Below are 21859 nucleotides of genomic sequence, written 5' to 3'. Positions count from 1 at the left end.
CTATTCCGTCTTACCGAAATAGGCGTCGATGTCGCGGTGTCCCTCCAGAACATTGATCACCTGGAAGTCGTCGCCCACATAGCGGAAGAAGATCACGTAGGAACCGGAGGCAATGCTGCGAACATCGGGTCGCAGTTCAGGCCGTGGTCGACCCATATGGCCCGGCAGGCTTGCCAAGTGCCGGCATTGCCCGCGCAGCCTTTCGACGAATTGCCTTGCCAGAGCGATGTCCCCGCTCTCGCGATAGACATACTCGAGTATCGAAACGAAATCGGCCCTTGCGCTGTCGAGATAGCGGAGCCGGGGCAAGTCAGTCGCCCTTGGCGGTCAGTTCAGCGGTCTTCTTCTCAAGCGCCGCGTCCAAAGCGTCGTCGCCGAGCTCGCCGCCGGCGGCAATCGAGCGATCCAGTGTGTCGCGCAATGCCGACAGCTTGGCCTCGCGTTCCTCGACCAGTCTCAGGCCTTCGCGCACGACCTCGCTGGCCGAACCGTAGCGGCCCGATTGCACGGTATTCTCGACGAATTTTTCCCAGCGTTCGCCCAGCGAGACGTTCATGGCAAGCTCTCCAACTGCCACAGAGTCTAGATGAATAACAGAAATAGCACAATATATGACATTGTCGGACGGACAGCGAGGCGGACGACCCGCCTCGCTCCGCTCGTCAGAAGCCTTCGAGCACGATCTTGCCCTTGGTGCGGCCCGATTCGATCAGCGCATGCGCCTTCTTCAGGTTGGCGGCGTTGATCGTGCCGAGCGTTTCGGTCAGCGTGGTGCGGATCTGGCCGGTGTCCACCAGTTCGGCGACATGCGTGAGCAGCTTGTGCTGCTCGATCATGTCGGCGGTCTGGAAGACGGCGCGGGTGAACATCGATTCCCAGTGGATCGAAACCGCCTTGCCCTTGAATGGCATGACGTCGAAGCCGCCCTTGATGTCGTCGATGATACCGAAGCGGCCCTGCGGCGCGATGATCGCCTGGAGGTCTGTCACGTGCAGGTCGCTGCGGGTGACCGAGAAGACGAAGGCCGGCGCGCCGATGTCGAGTGCCGCATATTGCGGCGCCAGCGCATTGCTGTGATCCAGCACGTGATGGGCGCCGAGATCCTTGACCCACTGGCTGGTTTCCGGCCGCGACGTCGTGGTGATGATGGTGAGATTGGTCAGCGACCGGGCGAGCTGGATCGCCATCGAGCCGACGCCGCCGGCGCCGCCGGTGACCAGCAGGGCGTTGTTGGCGCCGGCCACCTTGTCATGCACCTTGAGGCGGTGAAACAGCGTTTCGTAGGCCGTGATGGCGGTCAGCGGGATGGCCGCCGCTTCGGCGAAGCTGAGTGTCTTCGGCTTCAGGCCGACGATGCGCTCGTCCACCAGGTGGAATTCGCTGTTGGTGCCCGGACGGTTGATCACGCCGGCATAGAACACTTCGTCGCCCGGCTTGAACAGGGTGACCTTCTCGCCGACCGCCTTGACCACGCCCGCGGCGTCATAGCCGAGAATGCGATGCTGGCCGGGTTCGGGCTGGGCGGCGGAACGGACCTTGGTGTCGACCGGATTGACCGAAACGGCCTTCACCTCGACCAGCAGGTCATGGCCCATGGCTTCCGGAACGGGGAGGTCGATATCGACTAGGGAAGTCTCGGCGGCGATGGGTTGGGGTGTCAGATAGCCGACTGCGCGCATGGAAGGTCTCCTTGAGGGGTTTGCACGCCCTTCAATTGATACGTATATTCGCTCGACGCAAGAATGCACATTTTATGTCTATAGCGACAGAAATTGTATGTAGTATCAAGAAGGATACTGTCCATGTCCCGGCCGCGCGCCAAACTCACCAACAATTTCCCCGGCTGTCCTGTCGAGTCCACCCTGAGCCTGCTCGATGGCAAGTGGAAGGGCGTGATCCTCTATCATCTGCTGAACGACGGCACGCTGCGCTTCAACGAACTGAGGCGCAGGCTCTCGGCCGTCACGCAGCGGATGCTGACCAAACAGCTGCGCGAGCTCGAAGAAGCCGGCATCGTTTCGCGCAAGGTCTTTCCCGTCGTGCCGCCGCGCGTCGACTACGCGCTGACGCCGCTCGGCCTCAGCCTTGAGCCGGTGATCCTGGCGCTCGACGCCTGGGGCCAGGCGCATGTCGCCTGCCGGAACGGGGTGAAGACGGTGTCCTTGCAGGCCAAGCAGGCGGATGATGCCGATACGGATGCGCGCTCAGCGGCCTGAGCTGCGATTTTCGATCAGGACCGAGACCAGGAAGACCGCGAGGCCCAGCGCCGAGAGCGCGGCGCCGACGAAACCGGTCGCGCCGTAGCCATAGCCCCAGGTGATCACCAGGCCGCCGAGCCAGGCGCCCAGCGCATTGGCGATGTTGAAGGCCGAGTGGTTGGAGGCGGCGGCGAGCGTCTGGGCATCGGCTGCGACATCCATCAGCCGGGTCTGCACGGCAGGGCAGGCGGCAAAGCCGCAGCCGGTGAGGAAGACGCAGATGCACAGCATCACCGGATCATGCGCCGTCAGCGAAAACACGCTCATCAGCACCACATTGAAGGCGAGCATGCCGCCGATCGTGCCCTTCAGCGAATAGTCGGCCATGCGGCTGCCCACGACATTGCCGACATTCATGCCGATGCCGAACAGCGCCAGAACGATCGCCACCATGCTGGCCGGAAGGCCCGCCGTATCGGTCGTCGTCTTGGCGATATAGCTGAAGATCGAGAACATGCCGCCAAAGCCGACGGCCGCGACAGCGAGCGAAAGCCAGACCTGCAACCGGCCGAACGCGCCGAGTTCGCGGCGGATGCTGGCGCCTTCCGCCACCTTGTCCCTGGGCAGGTAGAGGGCGATCAGAATCATGGTCAGGGCGCCGATCGCGCCCACCATCAGGAAGGCCGCCCGCCAGCTCATCATCTGGCCGAGGACGGTGGCGATCGGCGTGCCGATCAGGGTGGCGATGGTGAGGCCGAGCATGACACGCCCGACGGCCCGGGCGCGCCTGTGCGGCGGCACCATCGAGGCGGCGACCAGCGCGGCAACGCCGAAATAGGCGCCGTGCGGCAGGCCGGTGATGAAGCGCAGGGCGGTGAAGGAAAGGAAGCCGGGGGCCAGCGCGCTGGTCACGTTGCCGATGGCAAAGACGCCCATCAGCAGCAGAAGCAGGGTGCGGCGCGACAGTTTTGCCGCGAGCACGGCGATGATCGGCGCGCCGATCACGACGCCGAGCGCATAGGCGCTGATCACCCGGCCGGCTTCGGGAACGCTGACGCCATAGGTCGTGGCCACCTCCGGCAAGAGGCCCATGATGACGAATTCCCCGGTGCCGATGCCAAAACCGCCGGCGGCGAGTGCGATCTCGATCAGGATCATCATCAACGGCGTCAGAGCCGGCGCGGCGGCGGCCGTTTCGGCGCCGGTCCCGAGCTCGGGGCAAAGGGCAGTGCAGTCGGTCATGCGATCACCTTGGGTCGACTGCGTCGTCGCAGTCGAGAAAGGACAGGGGAGGAACGGTCTGGTGAGAGGCATCCGGGCGTGCCGGCTGCGTGAAACGCTGCGGAAGTGATTTGACGACTATCATGTTTTTGTGCGGTGCCGCAAAGGCTGCGTGCCCTCCCGCTTGATTTTCGCCCGCCGGAATCCGATTTTCACGATGGACGACGAAACCATTCAGGGCGCGCCGCGTTGACCTGCGCTGCCCAAACGCGGACTCCCCGCCGGCTGGCGGGGCGGAAAAGGATTCATGAAACTCAAAGCGGTTTTCAACCGGGACGGCGGTACGTTCAAGACCACCGACATGGAGGCCTATTGCGCTCGGGCGGAAGAGATTTTCCGTGCCGCCGGCCATGACATCTCCTTCTCCGTCGTCGCCGGGCGCGACGTCGTCGAGCAGCTGGAGGCCGCGGCGCGTGAGGAGGGCATTGATGCGCTGATCGCCGGGGGCGGCGACGGCACGGTCTCCGCTGCCGCCGGCATCGCCTGGAAGGCGGGCATACCGCTGGGTGTCGTCCCGGCGGGAACGATGAACCTCTTCGCCCGCTCGCTGAAGCTGCCGCTCGACATCTACGCCGTTCTCGAAACGCTGGCCGCGGGCAGGGTGCAGGCGGTCGACATCGCCACCGTCAACGATCGCCCCTTCATTCACCAGTTTTCCGCCGGTCTGCATGCCCGCCTGGTGCGGATGCGCAATGCGATGAACTTCGCCTCGAGGCTCGGCAAGATGCGGGCAAGCACCCGTGCCGCCTTCGGTGTGATGCTCCGTCCGTCGCGCTTCGAGGTGATCTTCGACATCGACCATGACGGTCGCAACGAGCACCGGGTGGTGTCGGCGATCTCGGTGTCCAACAATCCTTTCGGTGAGAATCCGCTGTTCTTCGCCGACAACCTGACCACCGGCAAGCTCGGCGTCTATCTGGCGGATTCGCTGAAGCCGATCGGCGTTGCCAAGCTCGCGTTCGATATCCTGCGCGGCAGGCTGAAGGACAATGAGGCGGTGAGCGCCACCACCGCGGAAGTCGTCCGGCTACACTTCCCCAAGCGCCGCCACGGCGCGCTCTGCGTCATCGACGGCGAGCTCGTCCGCATGCCGCGCAACGTCGAAATCCGCCTGCATCCGGGAGAGCTCAAGGTGCTGGCGCCCGCGGACACCTGAGCGCCCGCGCCATGGCCGGCGCGCTGTCATTTCGCCGGATAGATCACGCCTTTGCGCAGGATCATGTTGGCATAGAGCGCCGGTTCGCCCGTCTGGACGACGGCATGGGCCGCCTTCACCCTTCCATAGAAGTCCTGGCCGACCAGCGGCACGACCCGACGCTCGGGCTCGTGGCGGGCGCAGCAGGCGATGAGCTGCTGATGGATCGGGTCGAGCCGTTCGGCGTCAGTGCCGACCGTCGAGCGAAAAATCGCCTCGGGGACGAAATCGTCGATCGGCAGGAGGGTGAGGATGGCGTTGACCACAGCGACGATGCCGTGGCCGTCAAGGCGGATCAGCCGCCGGCCGTGTTCGAGCGCCGGATAGTTGCCGTCGACGATGGCGATTTCGTCTCCGTGCCCCATGGCGCGTAGCGTCGCCAGAAGCTCGGGACTCAGGATTGGGTCAATTCCCTTCAGCATTTTCGATTTCCTTAAACAAGACGGTCTGGTCGATGAGGTAGCGGGCGAAGATCGGCAGACTGGCGCCGCCGATGGCGCGCGCCTGGGCGCCCACCGCGCCCTCGATGATGTCGGGGAACACGATGCCCTGCAGGTCGAGCTTGCCGATCTCCTCGATCGTGGCGCTGACCAGCCGGGCCCGGACCCATTCGGGAAAACCGCCGTCGATGATGGCGGCGGAAAAGTCGATGATCGAGCTGGCGGCGATGATCGCCTGGGCAAGCGCTGCGGCACAGTCGCGGATCCAGATGTCCAGCGGCTCGCCGAAATCGATCCAGTCCTTGGAATCATACCAGAGCGGCTGCGGGTCGATGCCGCGCTCGCGCAGCAGGCGTTCGAGCACGAAGATCGAGGCGATCTCCAGCAGCTGCCGGGTCTCGCCATGCTTGTTGCGCACCGGCAGCGGGCCGATTGCGCCCGCGGTTCCGGTGCGGCCGACGAACACCGAGGAATTGAGCACGATACCGCCGCCGATGAAGGAGCCGATGTAGAAATAGACGAAATCCGGATAACGCGGTCCCACGCCGAAGACCAGTTCGGCCCCGCAGGCGCTGGTGGCGTCGTTCTGCAGGTAGACGGGGTACGATACGCGGGCAGCGACTTCCGCCTGCAGGTCGAAACCACGCCAGGCCTCCATCGCCCCTTCCGGCGCACCGACCTCGCGTGCCCAGTTCCACAGCTCGAAGGGGGCGGCGATGCCGACGCCGGCGATCGCGTTGCGCTGCGACGGCGAAAGCTGCTGTTCCAGCTCTGCGATCTTGTCCAGCAGGAAGGCAAGGATCTCCGTCGGGTTGGGGTAGGGATAGGTGAGATGGCGGTTGAGGCGGATCTTGCCGACGAAGTCCATCAGGACGAGGTCGGCGCTGCGGCGGCCGATCTTGACGCCGAAGGAAAGCACGGCGTCGGGATTGAGGTGCATCGGTACCGAAGGCTGGCCCACCCGGCCGCGCACCGGCTTGCCGCGGATCAGCAGACCGTCCTTTTCCAGGGCCCGCATGATGACCGAGACGGTCTGAGCCGATAACCCCGTCAGCCTGGCGATCTCGGCCTTGGACACGCCGCTGTTGCGGCGGACGTGCGACAGCACCAGCCGTTCGTTATAGGCGCGCACGCGCACCTGGTTGGCCCCGCCGGCAGCAGTGGTCGACGGCGATTGCTCGCTCGACGTGCTCGCGTTTTCCGACAGTGCCATGGTCGCCCCTCCCTTCGGTCGCTCCCGGCAATCTTATAGATCGTGGCTGGCAGCATGTCACAGCGAATTAATAATTCAACTGGATTTATTTATTGACAAGGCAAATCTGCTGATGTTCTAAATGGGGCGTGGAGAAAAGGCGGCCTCGATGAGGATCGCCGGCCCGGCGTGGGAGCGCTTGGGACCACGTTCACGGTCCGGAGGGTCCGGATCTGTCGTTTTTCGGGAGGAATCACATGAAGAAGTCTCTATTCGCCGCCTCGCTTGCTGCCCTGGCACTCGGCACCGTCTTTGCTGCTCCGGCCAGCGCCGCCGACGTTTCGGCCTGCCTGATCACCAAGACCGACACCAACCCCTTCTTCGTCAAGATGAAGGAAGGCGCGACCGCCAAGGCCACGGAACTCGGCGTGACGCTCAAGGCCTATGCCGGCAAGGTTGACGGCGACAGCGAAAGCCAGGTCGCAGCCATTGAAACCTGCATCGCCGACGGCGCCAAGGGTATCCTGCTGACGGCGTCCGATACCAAGGGCATCGTCCCGGCCGTCCAGAAGGCCCGCGACGCCGGCCTGCTGGTCATCGCCCTTGACACGCCGCTCGAGCCGATCGACGCCGCCGACCAGACCTTTGCCACCGACAACCTGCTGGCCGGCGAACTGATCGGCAAATGGGCGGCCGCAACGCTTGGCGACGCCGCCAAGGACGCCAAGATCGCCTTCCTCAACCTCACCCCGTCGCAGCCGTCGGTCGACGTCCTGCGCAACCAGGGCTTCATGAAGGGCTTCGGCATCGACGTCGCCGACATCAACAAGATCGGCGACGAGAGCGATCCGCGCATCGTCGGTCATGACGTCACCAACGGCAACGAGGAAGGCGGTCGCACCGCCATGGAAAACCTCCTGCAGAAGGATCCGACGATCAACGTCGTGCACACCATCAACGAACCGGCCGCTGCCGGCGCCTATGAAGCGCTGAAGGCCGTCGGTCGCGAGAAGGACGTGCTGATCGTTTCGGTCGACGGCGGTTGCCCGGGCGTGCAGAATGTTGCCGAGGGTGTGATCGGCGCGACCTCGCAGCAGTATCCGCTGCTGATGGCCTCCATGGGCATCGAGGCGATCAAGAAGTTTGCCGACACCGGTGAAAAGCCGGCTGCCACCGAAGGCAAGAACTTCTTCGACACCGGCGTGGCGCTGGTCACCGACAAGCCGGCCGCCGGCGTCGAGTCGATCGACACCAAGGCCGGCAAGGACAAGTGCTGGGGCTAAGCCCTGACTTAACCGTGGTCGTGTCGGCAAAGCGGCGCGGGGGAACGTCAGGTCCTCCCGTAAAGCGCGACCACGGTTCATGCGACCGGCTCACCTGGGCGGAGGGCCGGTCGCTCAAATCCAGCAGAGATCCGCGCGGGACAGCCAGGGAGGACGAAGCGATGCAGTCTGCAAATCCGGTTTCGCAGCCGAGCCAGGAATTCGAGAAGGTATTGGCCGACAGTTCGACACAGGTCGCCTCCTTCGACACCCATGACAAGACACCCTTGCAGAAGTTCCAGCACTTCCTGCATTCGAGCCCGGCGGCCGTGCCGCTGATCGTGTTGGTGCTATCTCTCGCCGTCTTCGGCGTGGTGCTCCAGGGGAAATTCTTCTCCGCCTTCACGCTCACCCTCATTCTTCAGCAGGTGGCGATCGTCGGCATTGTCGGCGCAGCCCAGACACTGGTCATCCTGACCGCCGGCATCGACCTCTCGGTCGGCGCCATCATGGTCCTGTCGTCGGTGGTCATGGGCCAGTTCACCTTCCGCTACGGCCTGCCGCCGGCCGTTGCCGTGCTCTGCGGTCTGGCCGTCGGTGCGGCCTGTGGCTGGATCAATGGCCAATTGGTGGCCCGCATGAAGCTGCCCCCCTTCATCGTCACGCTTGGCATGTGGCAGATCGTGCTCGCCTCCAATTTCCTCTATTCGGCCAATGAGACGATCCGCAGCCAGGACATCGCCGCGAGCGCGCCGATCCTGCAGTTCTTCGGCCAGAACCTGCGCATCGGCGGCGCCGTCTTCACCTATGGCGTCATCTTCATGGTGCTGCTCGTCGCGCTGCTCTGGTACGTGCTCAACCGGACCGCCTGGGGCCGCCACGTCTATGCGGTCGGCGACGATCCGGATGCAGCCGAGCTTGCCGGCGTCAACGTCAAGCGCATGCTGGTCTCGGTCTATACGTTGTCGGGGCTGATCTGCGCGCTCGCCGGCTGGGCCCTCATCGGCCGTATCGGCTCGGTCTCTCCGACCGCCGGCCAGTTCGCCAATATCGAAAGCATCACGGCCGTGGTGATCGGCGGCATCTCGCTCTTCGGCGGCCGCGGCTCTATTCTTGGCATGCTGTTCGGCGCCTTGATCGTCGGTGTCTTCTCGCTCGGTCTTCGTCTCATAGGCACCGATCCGCAGTGGACCTATCTCTTGATCGGCGTCCTCATCATCACCGCCGTGGCAATCGACCAGTGGATCAGAAAGGTAGCAGGCTGATGGCTCAGGAACCCATTCTCACCGCGCGCGGCCTCGTCAAGCGCTATGGTCGCGTCACCGCCCTCGACAATGCCGACTTCGACCTCTATCCGGGCGAGATCCTCGCCGTCATCGGCGACAACGGTGCCGGCAAGTCCTCGATGATCAAGGCGATCTCCGGCGCCATTACGCCGGACGAGGGCGAGATCCGGCTGGAGGGCCAGACCGTGCAGTTCCGCTCGCCGATCGAGGCGCGCAAGGCCGGCATCGAGACCGTCTACCAGAACCTCGCGCTGTCGCCGGCGCTGTCGATCGCCGACAACATGTTCCTCGGCCGCGAACTGCGCAAGCCGGGCATCATGGGCAGCGTCTTCCGCTCGCTCGATCGCCCGGCGATGGAGAAGTTCTCGCGCGACAAGCTCTCCGAGCTCGGCCTGATGACCATCCAGAACATCAACCAGGCGGTGGAAACGCTGTCGGGCGGCCAGCGCCAGGGCGTGGCGGTGGCCCGTGCCGCCGCCTTCGGCTCCAAGGTCATCATCCTCGACGAGCCGACGGCGGCGCTCGGCGTCAAGGAAAGCCGCCGCGTTTTGGAACTGATCCAGGACGTGCGCTCGCGCGGCATCCCGATCGTGCTGATCAGCCATAACATGCCGCATGTCTTCGAGGTCGCCGACCGCATCCACATCCACCGGCTCGGCCGACGCCTCTGCGTCGTCAATCCGAAGGACTACACCATGTCGGATGCGGTGGCCTTCATGACCGGCGCCAAGGAAGCTCCGAGCGAGGCACTGGCCGCATGAGCCTGACGGCAGACGAGATTGCCGCAACCATCATACGGCGCGCCGAAGGGGCGCGCCGTTTTCTCGTCGCCATTGCCGGTCCGCCGGGGGCTGGCAAGTCGACGCTCGCCGAACGACTCGCCGAGATCCTCAATGCTCATGGAGAACGGGCGGTCGTCCTGCCGATGGACGGCTTCCACATGGACAACGGCATCCTCGAGCAACGCGGACTCCTGCCGCGCAAGGGCGCGCCGGAAACCTTCGACGTGCGCGGCTTTGCCGACATCGTGCGGGCGGTGAGGGCAGGGAATGAGGAGGTGCTTGTGCCGGTCTTCGACCGTGATCGCGAGATCGCCATCGCCGCAGCCCGCAGCATCGCCCCGCAGGACCGCATCGTACTGGTCGAGGGCAACTATCTGCTGCTGGACCGGGCGCCATGGTCTGGCCTCGCGCCGCTCTTCGATTTCTCGGTCTTCGTCGCGCCCTCGATCGAAGAGCTGGAGCGCCGGCTGACGGCCCGCTGGCAGGGCTACAATCTCGACGCCGCCGGCATCGAATGGAAGCTCGACGGCAACGACCTGCCGAACGGGCGCCTCGTGATCGAGCACAGCCGGCCGGCCGATCTGACGATCGACGTTTTCTGACGGTCTTGAAAAAGCGCCATTCGCGATTGACCTAAGGCGACGAAATCGCGGCCGGAGGCTTTGGACATGACGGCTTTCCCATCGAGACGGGGCTTGGCTCTCGCGACCGTGACGGTTCTCATTGCGCGGGTATCGGCCGCAGGCGCCGAAACGCCGATCGATCCGGCCGGTCCCTACCGCCTTGGCGAGGCCTATGCCGATGTGCCGGCCACCTGCGAGACGATCCGGCAATGGATCGACAAGGCTCCGGACACGCTGGATCGAGTGACCTTGACGATCATCGGCAGACTTGCTGCCGTCGAGTGGGACGGCACGCTCGCCTATCTCATCATGTGCGACGCGCCCGGTGTGCAGGTCATGTGCGTGACCTACAGCAAGGAAAACCGCAAGGTCGGCGACACCGTTCTCTTCGCCGGCGGCTATGGCCGTGCCGGCGAACGTCGCATCATGCTCGATCCCTGCCTTGCCGGCCCGCCGGACTGATCCGCCGCGCCTGCTTGCTCAGATCCTCGGCAGATAGGTCTGGTAGTCAAAGCTCGACACCGTGCGCAGATAGGTGATCGCTTCCTTGCGCTTGGTATCGCCGTAGATCCGCTGATATTCCGCACCGAAGACGTCGGCGATGAAGGCCGAGTTGCGGAACCGGTCGACGGCGGTGAGGAAATCGTGCGTCAGCATGTCGGGGTTTTCCGGCGCGCTGTCGGGCGTGGTGACCGGACCCGGATCGAGGTCGGCATCGAGGCCGAGCAGGATGCCGCCGAGGATGGCGGCCAGCAGCAGATGCGGGTGGGCGTCGGCGCCGGCGACGCGATGCTCGACGCGGGCGGCCGGGCCGTCCTTGTCGGGAATGCGGATCGCCGTGCCGCGATTGCCGAAACCCCAGTCGACCTTGTCCGGCGCGAACGAGCCCGGCTGGAAGCGGCGATAGGAATTGGCGAAGGGGGCGAAGATCAGCTGGGCGTCCTGCATGGTCTTCAGCATGCCCGCGGTGATCGACTTGAGCTTGACCGGATCGCCGCCCTTGGCGTCGAGGATGTTGCGGCCGTCCTTGTCGATGATGCTGGCATGGACGTGCAGGCCGGAACCCGCTTGGTCGGCATAGGGCTTGGCCATGCAGGTGGCCTTGAGGCCGTGGCGGCGGGCGGCGAAGTCCACGACGCGCTTGAGGTAGATACAGTCGTCGGCGGCGGCCATGGCATCCGGCTTGTGCAGCAGGTTGACCTCGAACTGGCCGGCGCCGAACTCGGCGGTCGTGGCGTCGGCCGGAAGGCCCATCTCGTCGGCAAAGCGGCGCACGGTGCCGAGGAAATCCTCCATCGCCGCGGTTGCCCGCATGTCGTAGAGCTGGAAGCCCTCGACTTCGCCGTTCATCACCAGGGCCTTCGGCGGCATTGGCTTGCCGGTTTCGCGGAAGTCCGCCTCGACGACGTAGAATTCCAGCTCGGTGGCGACGACCGGGGTCAGTCCGCGTTCCTCGAAGCGCTTCATCACATTGGCGAGGATGGCGCGCGGGCAGATGAAGTGCGGATTGCCGTCCAGCGTGTGCATGGTGGCGAGCACCTGCTTGGAGCCGGCGGGACCCCAGGGCAGGGTCGTCAGCGAGTTGCGGTCGGCCATGCAGATGCCGTCGGGGTCGCCGAGCGTCAGCGAGATCCTGGTGATGTCGTCATTGTCGTCGCCCCAGATGTCGAGCGACTGGGTGGAGGCCGGAAGCCGAACCGTGTTCTTCCAGACTTTGTCCTCGGCCTTTATTGGGATCATCTTGCCGCGCAGGTCGCCGTTCATGCCGACGAGCAGGACTTCGATACGCGCGGAGGGATCTGCAGCAGACAGATCGGCGGCCTGGGACAATTCGGTCATGAAAAAATGCTTCTCGCTGGCTTTTTGAAGGCGATTTGGCTGCAGGTTGTTGAAAATCGACGCCCTTGCCAAACGCAAATTGGAAGGTCATGTTCGTAGCCGATAACGTTCCGCCTTTCAATCATGCAAGGGCAAGCAGGGCGCCGCGGCGGGCCTTACGGCCTGTGCGTGCATAGAGCTGCGGGTTTCTTGCGCAAGGATATAGTGCCATGACCAAGACTGCCGCCGCGCTTTCCAATCTCGGAGCCATCGACGCCGCCCACCATCTCCACCCCTTCTCCGATATGAAGAAGCTGAACGCCGACGGCACGAAGATCATCAATCGTGCAGAGGGCATGCACATCTGGGATTCGACCGGCAAGCAGTATCTCGACGCGTTCGCCGGCCTCTGGTGCGTCAATGTCGGCTACGGTCGGGATTCGATCGCGGAGGCCGCCTACCAGCAGATGAAGGAACTGCCCTACTACAATACCTTCTTCGGCACGACGACGCCGCCGACCACGTTGCTCGCGCAGAAGATCGCAAGCCACACCGGCCCGAACCTCAATCACGTCTTCTTCTGCAATTCCGGCTCGGAAGCCTCCGACACCTGGTTCCGCATGGCGCGCGTCTACTGGAAGGCGCTCGGCCATGAGACCAAGACCATGGTGATCGCCCGCAAGAACGCCTATCACGGCTCGACCGTTGCCGGCGCATCGCTCGGCGGCATGACCTGGATGCACGAGCAGGGCAATCTCCCGATCCCGGGCATCGTCCATATCGGCCAGCCGCATTGGTACGTCGAGGGCGGCGACCTGTCGCCGGCCGAGTTCGGCCTCAAGGTTGCCCGCGAACTCGAGGACAAGATCCTCGAACTCGGCGAGGAGAACGTCGCAGCCTTCGTCGCCGAGCCCATCCAGGGCGCCGGTGGCGTGATCGTTCCGCCGGATACCTACTGGCCGGAAATCGTCCGCATCACCAAGAAATACAACATCCTGCTGGTCGCCGACGAAGTCATCTGCGGCTTCGGCCGTCTCGGCACCTGGTTCGGCCATCAGCACTACGGCTTCGAGCCCGATCTGGCGCCGATCGCCAAGGGCCTGTCGTCGGGCTATCTGCCGATCGGCGGCGTTCTCGTGTCCGAGCGGGTCGCCAGGGTGATGATCGAGGAACTCGGCGACTTCTACCACGGCTACACCTATTCCGGTCATCCGGTGGCCGCCGCCGCGGCGCTCGAAAACATCCGCATCATCGAGGACGAACAGCTGGTCGAGCGCGTGCGCGACGACATCGGCCCGTATTTCACCGAGGCCTGGCGCTCGCTTGCCGATCACGATCTGGTCGGCGAAGCCGTCAATGTCGGCCTGATGGGCGCGGTGCAGATCGCCGCCGACAAGGCGACCCGCCGCCGCTTCGCCAAGCCCGACGCAGTCGGCACGCTGGTGCGCAACCAGTGCGTCAACAACGGCGTCATCCTGCGCGCCACCGGCGACCGCATGCTGGCCTCCCCGCCGCTGATCATCTCGCGCTCCGAGGTCGACCAGACCGTCGAGACCCTGCGCAAGGGGCTGGATTGGCTGAAGGACAACCACAAGGAATAGACACCACGCAAAGAGGCCGGCATTTCGCCGGCCTCTTCATTTGATACCGTGCTAAGCCGCGGTCATGGCATCAACTGCCCGCCGTTGACGTCGATCGTCTGGCCGGTGATGTAGCCCGACAGCATGTCGGAGGCGAGGAAGAGGTAGGCGCCGACGCAGTCGTCCGGCGTACCTGTCCGACGCAGCGGCACGCTCGCCGCGACCTGGTCGAGCTGGCCGGCCAAGGCGTAGCGATCCTGGAACGGCGTTGCGATCACGCCCGGCGCCACCGCGTTGACGCGGATATTGTACTTGCCGAATTCGAGCGCCATGCCCTTGGTGACGGCCGCGACGAAGGCTTTGGACGAGCCGTAGATCCCCGATCCTGCCGTGCCGCCGCTGCGCGCCGCGACCGATGTCGTGTTGATGATGAAGCCGCCGTCCTTCTTGAGGTGGGCGACGGCGGCGCGGCTGGTAGCAACCACAGAGCGGGCGTTGACGTCCATGACCCGGTCATAGTGCGCGTCGCTCATCTCTTCGTAGAGGACCCGGGCGATCATGCTGCCGGCATTGTTGACGAGCCCGTCCAGCCGCCCGAAGGTCTGCGCGATGCTGTCGACGGCGGCCGCCATCGCATCCGATTTCGCCGCATCCGCCTGGACGAGTGCCACCCTGCCGCCGGCGCGCTCGATGTCGCCGGCGATCGCCTGAGCTGCTTCGACGCCGGAATGGTAGTGAAGGCCGACCGCCGCCCCTTGCGCGGCGAAAGCGCGGGCAAGGGCTGCTCCGATCCCGCTCGAGGCGCCGGTGATCAGCACCGCCTTGCCGGAGAGATCGGGAATGATGAGGGTATTGGTCATGTCGTGCCTCCTTCTGACGGGGGCACAATACACGCTCAATTGAACGGCTTTTCAAGCACCTGCCGGATCAGGCCGCCTGCCATCCGAAGGGCAACGGCGCCTCGCGGAAGGCGAAGCGGTCGAGATGGCTCGACACCACGCCCTTCATCCGCTCCAGCACCTCGTCCGATGCCGCCTCGATTTCCACCGTCAGCGCCTTGTCGTCGGCGCTCATGGCGGCGACCGCCTCGGAGAAGCGGACGATGCCGCTTTTTTCTCCGAGTTCGACGTCAAGCTTGTGGCTCCAGTGTTTGCAGAGCTGCTGCAGGTATTTCCAGCCGTTCTCGGTCGCCACGACCGCGATCGCCTTCGCCATGGTCAGAGCCTCTCGATCTTGCCGGCCGCCTCGTCGATCAGGCGGGCCACTTCGAGCTGAACCTCGCGGGTGACGGTCTCCTGCGACAGGCGGTCCTGCAGGGCGGCCTTGAGGTTCTGCATGGCGCGGCGGACCGGCGCGGCATCCGTGCGTGCGCTGACCTTGGCAAGGGCGGCCAGCCGCGCCATGGCGGTCGCCACCTCGTCGGCCCGTTCGGCAAGATGCGCGCGTCCGGCCTCGGTGATGGCCAGCAGCTTGCGCGGGCCCTCGCTTGCCTCTTCCTCGGCAAGTCCCATGTCGAGCAGCAGGGTCATGGTCGGATAGACGACGCCCGGGCTCGGGGCATAGGCGCCGCCGGAGCGGTTCTCGATCTCGCGGATCAGGTCATAGCCGTGGCGCGGCTGTTCCTCGATCAGCTTGAGCAGGACGAGCCGCAGCTCGCCGCTCTCGAACATGCGACGGCGCTCGCTGCCGGGACCGCGGCCGCCCTCGGGACGTCCGCCGAAGAATCCGTGCCGCATGGCATGGCGGGCAGCGTCGTGTTCGCGATGGCCGAAATGGAAGTGTCTCATGATGTCGTTCCTCTGTGAATAGGTTTGAACTACATCTAAGATATATCGTAAAGCTATCTTTGCAAGTGGGCGGTCTCACTTTTTCTCGCGCGGTTCACGAATTGGAAACACCGGACGCCCTTGGATGGACCAGAGCCTCGGCGTAACCTTGCGCCGGGAAATCAGCAGGAGGAAGCGCGGCATGTCCGGCAAGCACCACGAATACAGCGTGACCGTCACCTGGACCGGCAATCGCGGCACCGGCACGTCCGGCTACCGCGATTACAGCCGCGACCACGTCATTTCTGCGAACGGCAAGCCCGACATTCCGGGGTCGTCCGATCCCGCCTTCCGTGGCGATTCGGAACGATGGAACCCGGAGGATCTGCTGGTCGGGTCGCTGTCGGCCTGTCACAAGCTCTGGTACCTGCATTTCTGCGCGGTCTCGGGCGTCGTCGTGACCGCCTATGAGGACCATGCGGAGGGCACGATGGTGATGGACGAGGAGGGCGGCGGGCGCTTCACCGACGTCGTCCTGAAGCCGCGTGTGACGATCACCGAAAGGAGCGACCCGGTGGTCGCCGAGGAACTGCACGGCGACGCGCACGAAAAATGCTTCATCGCCAATTCGGTGAATTTCCCGGTGCGCTGCGAGCCGGTGATCGTCCGGGGCTGACGGGAACGACCGGTCCCTCAGTTCGCCTGGGGATAGAGGAAGGCGTAGGCGAAGTGATAGAGGTCGCCCTCGCGCCCGAAGATATAGGGCAGGGCGATCGTCTTCGTGTCACCGACCTTCAGATTGCCGTGCGCGGCAAGCCACTCAGCGACATCGTCCGGCAGCGGCATGCTCTCTCGCCCGCGATTGCGCCAGACCACCAGAAGCGGATGGTTCGCATCGAAGGTGAAGGGCTTTTCGAAGGTCTCGTAGCCGGGAATGGTCACCGGGATCTCCGGCGCGTTGAGGCGGATATTGCCGGCGATCTGCTGGTCGCTCGCAATAAACAGCGAAGGCCGGTTGGGGTCGGCGGCGAGAATCTCGGCGACGGCCGCGGCATAGGGCACGTTGATCTTCTCATACTTGCCGAGCATGCCGTGGATCGGGATGCGCAGCAGCAGGACCGAGGGGATCAGCACCATCAGCGTTAGCCCGATCGGCAGGAAGCGCGGCAGCTGACGCTCCGAGGCGAGCCCGGCTGCCTCGATCTTCAGGCAGAGATAGAGCGGCAGCACCAGATAGATCGGCGTCAGCCAGCGGTCCTTGATATTGCTGGCGCCGAACAGGACGACCGCAACCAGCGCCACGGCGGAAATCAGCATGATCCGGCCGATCAGCCGGCTCCATGGGCTTGAGGCCCGCAAGGCCCGCGCCAGGTCGCGGCCGAAGACGATGGCGAACAGAGCGAGGGTCAGCGTGGCAAAGCCGGCAAAAGCCAGCGCCAGCGAGGACAGCCCGGTGATGATCTGCGCCAGCCGGCTGGCGGTCTCCTCCGCCGTCAGCTTGCCGATGGTGCGGCCGGTCGCGGCGTCGAGATGATCGAGGAACCACAGCCCGTGCGGCAGGACCACGATGAGCGCGATCGCTGCCGTGACGAGGATGCGCCAGTCGAACAGCCGGCGGCGGAATTCCGGCTCGGCGAGCATGGCCAGAAGCGCGGCGGCGGGCAGAAGGACGAAATTGTACTTGGCGATCATGCCAAGGCCGATGGCCAGTCCCGTCAGCGCATAGGTGATGAGGCTCGGCGCGCGGATCGCCCGGACGAGCGAGAAGAGGAACAGGCACGAGGTGAAGATCACCGCGACCGTATGCGTCAGGTCGCGCTGCGCCTCGAAGCTGACCTGGGGCAGGGTGAGGAGGCCGAGCGTGGCGATGATCGCCAGGTCGCGCGAGCGCAGCACCATGAAGGCGGTCAACCCGAACAACAGGTAGAAGAGGAAGAGGACGAGGTTCTTGAGGACGGACAGCGAGGCGAGCGTCGGTCCGAGCAGCTGTTCGGCGCCGTATTGCAGCCAGTTGTAGAACGGCGGCTGGCTGTCATAGCCGACCGAGAGCCACTGGGCGAGGAAGAGCTGCTGGCCTTCGTCCAGTTCCAGCGAATGCGGCAGGACGAGCCGGACGATCACATTGGCGACGAAATAGACGCCGAGCAGCGCAAACAGCAGAGAGGGCCGCTGGCGCAGCGCGGCGACCATGTCAGGCGTCCTTCTGATAGGTCTTCCGGACGATGTAGTTCTTCGTCGTGTCGTCCGAACGCGCCAGCATCTCGGCGAGAATGCCGGTGGTGATCATCTGGATCGAGGTGAGGAACAGCATGACGCCGACGAGCAGCAGCGGGCGCGTGCCGATGTCTTCGCCGAGGCCGAACTTGACCCAGGCGAGATAGAGCAGGATCAGCGAGCTGATCGCGCCGATCAGAAGGCCGATCGTGCCGAAGAAATGGCCCGGACGCTGCTTGAAGCGCATGAAGAACAGCACCGACAGCAGGTCGAGGAAGACGCGGATCGTGCGCGAAATGCCGTACTTGGATTCGCCGAACTGGCGGGCATGGTGGGTAACCACAACTTCGCCGATGCGCGAGCTCGGCACGACCGAGGCGACCCAGGCCGGGATGAAGCGGTGCATGCCGCCGAGGATGCGGACCTGCTTGATGATCGACGAACGGTATAGCTTCAGGCCGCAGCCGTTGTCGTGAATCTTCACGCCGGTCGCCGCGCCGATCAGGCGGTTGGCACACCAGGACGGGATCTTGCGCAGCACCAGCGCATCCTGGCGCGCCTTGCGCCAGCCGCAGAGCAGGTCGAGATCGCGGGCGTTGAGCTCGGCGACCATGGAGGGGATGTCGTAGGGGTCGTTCTGCAGGTCGCCGTCGAGCGTGGCGATCAGGCGTCCGCGCGCCGCGTCGAAGCCTGCCTGCAGGCCGGAGGCCTTGCCGAAATTGCGCTGGAACTCGACGATCTTCAGATCGAGATCTTCGCGGCCGAGATAGGAGCGGGCAATGCTGAGCGTCTTGTCGGTCGAGCCGTCGTCGATCAGGATCAGTTCCCAGCTCTTGTCGAAGCCCTTCATCGCATCGCAGACGCGATCGATCATCGGGCGGAGGCTTTCCTCCTCGTTCATCACCGGGATGACCAGCGACAGTTCGACGTCGTAGACGGCAGTATCGTCCTGGGTTGGTTGGGAAAGGCGCTCGTACGACATGGCGGGGATACTCCGGAAATGTCTGGCTTTTGTTGTGCCGGTTGTTATAGGAACAAATCAAAGAGTGCAATTCGGAACTTCTCGGACCCCATGCAGACAGACGAGCAGAACAGCCGGCCGTCGGCCTTGGTGCGCCATCGGCTGTCGCTGATCGCTGCCGCTGCGATCCTCGCCTATGCCGCCTTCGTCCACTATGTCTGGGGCTGGGGCTCTATCGTCGCCGAGTGGCGCGCCATCGGCTACGGCACCGTGGCAGCCGTGATCGGCCTCCTCGTCTCCACCTATTTCGTCCGCGCCTGGCGGCTCTACGACTATTTCCCGCAAGAGACATCGGGCCGCTTCGTCGAGCTCTTTCATCTGGCCCAGGTGCACAATCTCCTCAATATCATGCTGCCCTTCCGCAGCGGCGAGACGAGCTTCCCGCTGCTGATGCGCTCCGAGTTCTCCGTGCCCCTGCTGCACGGCACCGCGGCGCTGCTGGTCATGCGGCTCCTCGACCTGCATGCGCTTCTCGCCGCCGGCGGGCTTGGGCTCGTTCTCTCGGCGGAGGCGAAGACCGGCCCGGCACTCGCTTGGCTCGCCTTCCTCGTCGCCCCCATCCCGGCCTTCCTGCTGAAGGGGCCGGTGCTGGCCGCCCTTCGCCCGCGCCTCAAAGGCAAGCTCGCCCGCATCCTCGACGGCATCATCGACGGGCTGCCGAGCGACCTGTTTGCGCTGCTGCGCGCCTGGATGGCGACGGTGGTCAACTGGGGCGTGAAGGTTCTGGTCTTCGCCTGGGCGCTCGGACTGATGGGCGTCGTGCCGCTTTCCGCCACCTTCGGCGGGGCGCTCGGCGGCGAGTTGTCCTCGGTTCTGCCCTTCCATGCCCCGGCCGGCGTTGGTACCTATTCGGCCGGCATCGTCGCCGGCGCCGTCTCGCTCGGCGCGCCGACCGCCGAGGGGGCGATGGACACGCTGGCCCGCGCCAGCATCAACATGCATCTGATGATCATTCTCTCGGCGCTGACCGGCACCGTGCTGTCGCTGGCGCTCAACGAGATAAGGCGCCTCAGGGCCGGCCGTTGAGCGGCCCGCCCTGATATGATCTTCCCGTCATCCCGGGTCTGGTCCCAGGATCGGGCTAGTGACTGCTACTGGAAAGCCGTCTCGAAGAAGCTGCGCAGCTTGCGCGAATGCAGCTTCTCCTTCGGCATGGCGCCGAGCTTCTGCAGGGCGCGGATGCCGATCTGCAGATGCTGGCTGACCTGCGTCTTGTAGAAGGCGGTCGCCATGCCTGGCAGCTTCAGTTCGCCATGCAGCGGCTTGTCGGAGACGCAGAGCAGCGTGCCGTAGGGCACGCGGAAGCGGAAGCCGTTGGCGGCAATGGTCGCCGATTCCATGTCGAGCGCGATCGCCCGCGACTGCGACAGACGCTTCACCGGCCCGCGCTGGTCGCGCAGTTCCCAGTTGCGGTTGTCGATGGTGGCGACCGTGCCGGTCCGCATGATGCGCTTCAGCTCGAAGCCCTCGTAGCCGGTGATCTCCTCGACAGCGTCCTCCAGTGCCAGCTGCACTTCGGCCAGCGCCGGGATCGGCACCCAGACCGGCAGGTCGTCGTCGAGCACATGGTCCTCGCGCACATAGGCATGGGCCAGCACGTAGTCGCCGAGACGCTGCGAATTGCGCAGGCCCGCGCAGTGTCCGAGCATCAACCAGGCGTGCGGGCGCAGCACCGCCACATGGTCGGTGATGGTCTTGGCGTTCGAGGGGCCGACGCCGATATTGATCATGGTGATGCCGGCGTGACCCTTGCCCTTGAGGTGATAGGCCGGCATCTGCGGCAGCCGCCCGATCGCCACGCCTTCGCTCGGCTCGCTGTGACCCGGAAGCGTGACGAGGTTGCCCGGCTCGATGAAGGCGGTATAGCCGCCGCCGCCGTCTGCCATCAGCTTGCGGGCATAGGCGCAGAACTCGTCGATGTAGAACTGGTAGTTGGTAAACAGCACGAAGTTCTGGAAATGCGCCGCGCTGGTCGCGGTGTAGTGCGACAGCCGCGCCAGCGAATAGTCGATGCGCTGGGCGGTGAACGGGGCGAGCGGCTGCGGCTCGCCGGGCCGCGGGTCGTATTCGCCATTGGCGATCTCGTCGTCGGTGACGGTCAGGTCCGGCGTGTCGAACAGGTCGCGCAGCGGCATGTCGGCAAGCCCGCTGGCGGCCGCTTCCACATGCGCGCCTTCGTCGAAGGCGAAATGCAGCGGGATCGGCGTGGCCGATTCCGACACCACGACGGGGACCTGGTGATTGCGGATCAACAGCGCCAGTTGCTCTTCGAGGTAGTGACGGAAGAGCTGGGGCCGCGTCACGGTCGTCGTGTAGAGCCCCGGCGCGGTCACATGGCCATAGGCGAGGCGGGTGTCAATCTGGCCATAGCTCGTCGTCTCGAGGGTCACCTGGGGGTAGAAGGCACGGTAGCGCCCGGCGATCGGTGCGCCATTGGCCAGCGCTGCAAACCCGTCGATCAGGAAGCTGGTATTGCGCCCATAAAGCGCGGTCAGCGCGTCGACTGCGGCTTTGGCGTCCGTGAAGACCTGCGGCTCGAACGGATCGGGACTGATGAAATTGATGGGGGCGTGGAAATGGATTCGCTTGTTCATGAGTCATTATAGTGGAGACTTCTTGACAAGCAAACGACGTCGTTTGCGCTCTATTCACAGATTAGTACGGTGGGGGCGGATGATCGCGGCGGCGGGCAAAGCCCGTCCGCGGAGACACTCAGCTCATCGACTGGCGCTGGAGGCTGACGAACAGCACGAGGCCTGCGCCGCTCTTCGCAATCTTGATCTCTTCCGACCGGGCGACGCCGACGGCGACGAGCGGGCCGAGAAACAGGCCGGCGGCAAGGGTGCACCGAAGGCAGAGGGCGGCAGTGTGGCGGGCGGAAGCGCGCATGGTGGTGTCCTCGGGAGCAGGGTTCAAAGGGCGGTGTTGCAGAATGCGGCGCCTGCGGGAATGCAGGCGGACGAAACGGAGAAGGAGCGACCGGCCGCGCCGTTGCCGGCGGTCACCAGTCCGGCGACGAGCATCGCGAAGATGGCCATGCCCAGAGTGAAGATCGTCATGCGCCGTGCCAGCTTTTCCATCACCGTTTCCCCCGGTTCGTCGTTTTGATGCTGACGTTATGACGGCCCGGCCCTGAACCGGCGCTGATGCGCCGGTTCATCTGGCATTCAGATCGGTTAAGGGGAATTCACTTGAACATCC

The 21859-nt window shown here is 64.7% G+C and carries 25 protein-coding genes; 10 read left to right on the top strand and 15 right to left on the bottom strand.

Translation table 11 applies throughout. The features are described from left to right. From AC07Y0_RS12030 to AC07Y0_RS12020, 3 genes are all read right to left on the bottom strand, one after another. Complete coding sequence (locus AC07Y0_RS12030; RefSeq protein ID WP_498677504.1) at positions 1-309, bottom strand: type II toxin-antitoxin system RelE/ParE family toxin; 309 nt, start codon at positions 307-309, stop codon at positions 1-3. 1 nt (position 310) lies between these two features. Continuing rightward, positions 311-556 carry a type II toxin-antitoxin system ParD family antitoxin gene (locus AC07Y0_RS12025; RefSeq protein ID WP_498677502.1) on the bottom strand — a complete coding sequence of 82 codons (246 nt, stop codon included), beginning with the start codon at positions 554-556 and terminating at the stop codon, positions 311-313. A gap of 106 nt (positions 557-662) precedes the next feature. Next, a complete protein-coding gene (locus AC07Y0_RS12020; protein WP_498677501.1) occupies positions 663-1679 on the bottom strand; it encodes a zinc-binding alcohol dehydrogenase family protein in 1017 nt (338 codons plus the stop codon). 123 nt (positions 1680-1802) lie between these two features. On the opposite strand from AC07Y0_RS12020, the gene AC07Y0_RS12015 reads away from it, so the two are divergent. Beyond that, entirely contained in the window at positions 1803-2216 is a 414-nt protein-coding gene (locus AC07Y0_RS12015) for a winged helix-turn-helix transcriptional regulator (RefSeq protein ID WP_498677499.1), read from the top strand. Here AC07Y0_RS12015 and AC07Y0_RS12010 read toward each other — a convergent pair. Further along, a complete protein-coding gene (locus tag AC07Y0_RS12010) occupies positions 2205-3440 on the bottom strand; it encodes an MFS transporter (RefSeq protein ID WP_498677497.1) in 1236 nt (411 codons plus the stop codon). The two genes, AC07Y0_RS12015 and AC07Y0_RS12010, sit on opposite strands and share 12 nt — an antisense overlap. Positions 3441-3726: 286 nt before the next feature. Here AC07Y0_RS12010 and AC07Y0_RS12005 point away from each other — a divergent pair, with 286 nt between their 5' ends. Then, positions 3727-4635, top strand: coding sequence for a diacylglycerol/lipid kinase family protein (locus AC07Y0_RS12005; RefSeq protein ID WP_498677496.1), 909 nt, complete (start codon positions 3727-3729; stop codon positions 4633-4635). Positions 4636-4661: 26 nt separating this feature from the next. Here AC07Y0_RS12005 and AC07Y0_RS12000 read toward each other — a convergent pair whose 3' ends face one another. Together AC07Y0_RS12000 and AC07Y0_RS11995 are read right to left on the bottom strand one after the other, a co-directional pair. Further along, positions 4662-5096, bottom strand: a complete 435-nt coding sequence (locus AC07Y0_RS12000; protein ID WP_498677493.1) for an RbsD/FucU family protein — start codon at positions 5094-5096, stop codon at positions 4662-4664. After that, the gene (locus tag AC07Y0_RS11995; RefSeq protein ID WP_498677489.1) at positions 5080-6327 is read right to left on the bottom strand and encodes an ROK family transcriptional regulator; all 1248 of its coding nucleotides are present in this window, start codon (positions 6325-6327) and stop codon (positions 5080-5082) included. Before AC07Y0_RS11995 ends, AC07Y0_RS12000 begins: the two co-directional genes overlap by 17 nt. 236 nt (positions 6328-6563) lie before the next feature. On the opposite strand from AC07Y0_RS11995, the gene AC07Y0_RS11990 reads away from it, so the two are divergent. The 5 genes from AC07Y0_RS11990 to AC07Y0_RS11970 all read left to right on the top strand — a co-directional run bounded on the left by AC07Y0_RS11990 (position 6564) and on the right by AC07Y0_RS11970 (position 10721). Next, positions 6564-7589, top strand: a complete 1026-nt coding sequence (locus tag AC07Y0_RS11990; RefSeq protein WP_498677487.1) for a sugar ABC transporter substrate-binding protein — start codon at positions 6564-6566, stop codon at positions 7587-7589. 161 nt (positions 7590-7750) lie between these two features. Beyond that, positions 7751-8833 carry an ABC transporter permease gene (locus tag AC07Y0_RS11985; protein ID WP_498677485.1) on the top strand — a complete coding sequence of 361 codons (1083 nt, stop codon included), beginning with the start codon at positions 7751-7753 and terminating at the stop codon, positions 8831-8833. Beyond that, positions 8833-9615: an ATP-binding cassette domain-containing protein gene (locus tag AC07Y0_RS11980; RefSeq protein WP_498677483.1), complete on the top strand. Its 783-nt coding sequence runs from the start codon at positions 8833-8835 to the stop codon at positions 9613-9615. The genes AC07Y0_RS11985 and AC07Y0_RS11980 overlap by 1 nt, the downstream gene beginning before the upstream one ends. Further along, positions 9612-10238 carry a nucleoside triphosphate hydrolase gene (locus AC07Y0_RS11975; RefSeq protein ID WP_498677481.1) on the top strand — a complete coding sequence of 209 codons (627 nt, stop codon included), beginning with the start codon at positions 9612-9614 and terminating at the stop codon, positions 10236-10238. Before AC07Y0_RS11980 ends, AC07Y0_RS11975 begins: the two co-directional genes overlap by 4 nt. Positions 10239-10331: 93 nt before the next feature. Further along, entirely contained in the window at positions 10332-10721 is a 390-nt protein-coding gene (locus AC07Y0_RS11970; protein ID WP_498677479.1) for a hypothetical protein, read from the top strand. Positions 10722-10739: 18 nt separating this feature from the next. Here AC07Y0_RS11970 and AC07Y0_RS11965 read toward each other — a convergent pair whose 3' ends face one another. Continuing rightward, on the bottom strand, positions 10740-12098 hold the full coding sequence (locus AC07Y0_RS11965; protein WP_498677476.1) for a glutamine synthetase family protein: 1359 nt from the start codon (positions 12096-12098) through the stop codon (positions 10740-10742). Positions 12099-12307: 209 nt separating this feature from the next. Here AC07Y0_RS11965 and AC07Y0_RS11960 point away from each other — a divergent pair, with 209 nt between their 5' ends. Further along, positions 12308-13678, top strand: a complete 1371-nt coding sequence (locus AC07Y0_RS11960) for an aspartate aminotransferase family protein (protein WP_498677474.1) — start codon at positions 12308-12310, stop codon at positions 13676-13678. Between the two features lie 62 nt (positions 13679-13740). Here AC07Y0_RS11960 and AC07Y0_RS11955 read toward each other — a convergent pair whose 3' ends face one another. The 3 genes from AC07Y0_RS11955 to AC07Y0_RS11945 form a co-directional block, all read right to left on the bottom strand. Next, entirely contained in the window at positions 13741-14517 is a 777-nt protein-coding gene (locus AC07Y0_RS11955) for an SDR family NAD(P)-dependent oxidoreductase (protein ID WP_498677472.1), read from the bottom strand. A gap of 67 nt (positions 14518-14584) precedes the next feature. Continuing rightward, positions 14585-14872 (bottom strand): DUF2218 domain-containing protein, encoded by a 288-nt coding sequence (locus AC07Y0_RS11950; RefSeq protein WP_498677471.1) that lies wholly within the window; start codon positions 14870-14872, stop codon positions 14585-14587. A 2-nt stretch (positions 14873-14874) separates the two neighbouring features. Continuing rightward, positions 14875-15444 carry a PadR family transcriptional regulator gene (locus tag AC07Y0_RS11945; protein WP_498677469.1) on the bottom strand — a complete coding sequence of 190 codons (570 nt, stop codon included), beginning with the start codon at positions 15442-15444 and terminating at the stop codon, positions 14875-14877. A gap of 181 nt (positions 15445-15625) precedes the next feature. On the opposite strand from AC07Y0_RS11945, the gene AC07Y0_RS11940 reads away from it, so the two are divergent. Further along, a complete protein-coding gene (locus AC07Y0_RS11940; RefSeq protein WP_498677467.1) occupies positions 15626-16099 on the top strand; it encodes an OsmC family protein in 474 nt (157 codons plus the stop codon). A gap of 17 nt (positions 16100-16116) precedes the next feature. Here AC07Y0_RS11940 and AC07Y0_RS11935 read toward each other — a convergent pair whose 3' ends face one another. Both AC07Y0_RS11935 and AC07Y0_RS11930 read right to left on the bottom strand, forming a co-directional pair. Continuing rightward, the gene (locus AC07Y0_RS11935; RefSeq protein ID WP_498677465.1) at positions 16117-17613 is read right to left on the bottom strand and encodes an ArnT family glycosyltransferase; all 1497 of its coding nucleotides are present in this window, start codon (positions 17611-17613) and stop codon (positions 16117-16119) included. 1 nt (position 17614) lies between these two features. Next, positions 17615-18619 (bottom strand): glycosyltransferase family 2 protein, encoded by a 1005-nt coding sequence (locus tag AC07Y0_RS11930; RefSeq protein WP_498677463.1) that lies wholly within the window; start codon positions 18617-18619, stop codon positions 17615-17617. A 90-nt stretch (positions 18620-18709) separates the two neighbouring features. On the opposite strand from AC07Y0_RS11930, the gene AC07Y0_RS11925 reads away from it, so the two are divergent. After that, positions 18710-19684: a lysylphosphatidylglycerol synthase domain-containing protein gene (locus AC07Y0_RS11925; RefSeq protein WP_498677461.1), complete on the top strand. Its 975-nt coding sequence runs from the start codon at positions 18710-18712 to the stop codon at positions 19682-19684. Between the two features lie 65 nt (positions 19685-19749). Here the strand turns inward: AC07Y0_RS11925 and AC07Y0_RS11920 are convergent, their stop codons facing one another. The 3 genes from AC07Y0_RS11920 to AC07Y0_RS11910 all read right to left on the bottom strand — a co-directional run bounded on the left by AC07Y0_RS11920 (position 19750) and on the right by AC07Y0_RS11910 (position 21738). After that, positions 19750-21252: an AMP nucleosidase gene (locus tag AC07Y0_RS11920; RefSeq protein WP_498677459.1), complete on the bottom strand. Its 1503-nt coding sequence runs from the start codon at positions 21250-21252 to the stop codon at positions 19750-19752. A gap of 118 nt (positions 21253-21370) precedes the next feature. Next, positions 21371-21547 carry a hypothetical protein gene (locus AC07Y0_RS11915; protein ID WP_498677457.1) on the bottom strand — a complete coding sequence of 59 codons (177 nt, stop codon included), beginning with the start codon at positions 21545-21547 and terminating at the stop codon, positions 21371-21373. 23 nt (positions 21548-21570) lie between these two features. Beyond that, positions 21571-21738 (bottom strand): hypothetical protein, encoded by a 168-nt coding sequence (locus AC07Y0_RS11910; RefSeq protein ID WP_498677453.1) that lies wholly within the window; start codon positions 21736-21738, stop codon positions 21571-21573. Positions 21739-21859: the final 121 nt, after the last annotated feature.

Source organism: Allorhizobium sp. GW101-3B10, from assembly GCF_059424725.1.
Note: the sequence above shows the minus strand (reverse complement) of the source record. Positions and strands in the feature narration are given on the sequence as shown.

What these genes read in the sequence shown, in the direction of transcription:
- AC07Y0_RS12025 (WP_498677502.1), bottom strand. Translation starts at nt 556, where the DNA reads ATGAACGTCTCGCTGGGCGAACGCTGGGAAAAATTCGTCGAGAATACC.
- AC07Y0_RS12020 (WP_498677501.1), bottom strand. Translation starts at nt 1,679, where the DNA reads ATGCGCGCAGTCGGCTATCTGACACCCCAACCCATCGCCGCCGAGACT.
- AC07Y0_RS12015 (WP_498677499.1), top strand. Translation starts at nt 1,803, where the DNA reads ATGTCCCGGCCGCGCGCCAAACTCACCAACAATTTCCCCGGCTGTCCT.
- AC07Y0_RS12010 (WP_498677497.1), bottom strand. Translation starts at nt 3,440, where the DNA reads ATGACCGACTGCACTGCCCTTTGCCCCGAGCTCGGGACCGGCGCCGAA.
- AC07Y0_RS12005 (WP_498677496.1), top strand. Translation starts at nt 3,727, where the DNA reads ATGAAACTCAAAGCGGTTTTCAACCGGGACGGCGGTACGTTCAAGACC.
- AC07Y0_RS12000 (WP_498677493.1), bottom strand. Translation starts at nt 5,096, where the DNA reads ATGCTGAAGGGAATTGACCCAATCCTGAGTCCCGAGCTTCTGGCGACG.
- AC07Y0_RS11995 (WP_498677489.1), bottom strand. Translation starts at nt 6,327, where the DNA reads ATGGCACTGTCGGAAAACGCGAGCACGTCGAGCGAGCAATCGCCGTCG.
- AC07Y0_RS11990 (WP_498677487.1), top strand. Translation starts at nt 6,564, where the DNA reads ATGAAGAAGTCTCTATTCGCCGCCTCGCTTGCTGCCCTGGCACTCGGC.
- AC07Y0_RS11985 (WP_498677485.1), top strand. Translation starts at nt 7,751, where the DNA reads ATGCAGTCTGCAAATCCGGTTTCGCAGCCGAGCCAGGAATTCGAGAAG.
- AC07Y0_RS11980 (WP_498677483.1), top strand. Translation starts at nt 8,833, where the DNA reads ATGGCTCAGGAACCCATTCTCACCGCGCGCGGCCTCGTCAAGCGCTAT.
- AC07Y0_RS11975 (WP_498677481.1), top strand. Translation starts at nt 9,612, where the DNA reads ATGAGCCTGACGGCAGACGAGATTGCCGCAACCATCATACGGCGCGCC.
- AC07Y0_RS11965 (WP_498677476.1), bottom strand. Translation starts at nt 12,098, where the DNA reads ATGACCGAATTGTCCCAGGCCGCCGATCTGTCTGCTGCAGATCCCTCC.
- AC07Y0_RS11960 (WP_498677474.1), top strand. Translation starts at nt 12,308, where the DNA reads ATGACCAAGACTGCCGCCGCGCTTTCCAATCTCGGAGCCATCGACGCC.
- AC07Y0_RS11955 (WP_498677472.1), bottom strand. Translation starts at nt 14,517, where the DNA reads ATGACCAATACCCTCATCATTCCCGATCTCTCCGGCAAGGCGGTGCTG.
- AC07Y0_RS11950 (WP_498677471.1), bottom strand. Translation starts at nt 14,872, where the DNA reads ATGGCGAAGGCGATCGCGGTCGTGGCGACCGAGAACGGCTGGAAATAC.
- AC07Y0_RS11945 (WP_498677469.1), bottom strand. Translation starts at nt 15,444, where the DNA reads ATGAGACACTTCCATTTCGGCCATCGCGAACACGACGCTGCCCGCCAT.
- AC07Y0_RS11940 (WP_498677467.1), top strand. Translation starts at nt 15,626, where the DNA reads ATGTCCGGCAAGCACCACGAATACAGCGTGACCGTCACCTGGACCGGC.
- AC07Y0_RS11935 (WP_498677465.1), bottom strand. Translation starts at nt 17,613, where the DNA reads ATGGTCGCCGCGCTGCGCCAGCGGCCCTCTCTGCTGTTTGCGCTGCTC.
- AC07Y0_RS11930 (WP_498677463.1), bottom strand. Translation starts at nt 18,619, where the DNA reads ATGTCGTACGAGCGCCTTTCCCAACCAACCCAGGACGATACTGCCGTC.
- AC07Y0_RS11925 (WP_498677461.1), top strand. Translation starts at nt 18,710, where the DNA reads ATGCAGACAGACGAGCAGAACAGCCGGCCGTCGGCCTTGGTGCGCCAT.
- AC07Y0_RS11920 (WP_498677459.1), bottom strand. Translation starts at nt 21,252, where the DNA reads ATGAACAAGCGAATCCATTTCCACGCCCCCATCAATTTCATCAGTCCC.
- AC07Y0_RS11915 (WP_498677457.1), bottom strand. Translation starts at nt 21,547, where the DNA reads ATGCGCGCTTCCGCCCGCCACACTGCCGCCCTCTGCCTTCGGTGCACC.
- AC07Y0_RS11910 (WP_498677453.1), bottom strand. Translation starts at nt 21,738, where the DNA reads ATGGAAAAGCTGGCACGGCGCATGACGATCTTCACTCTGGGCATGGCC.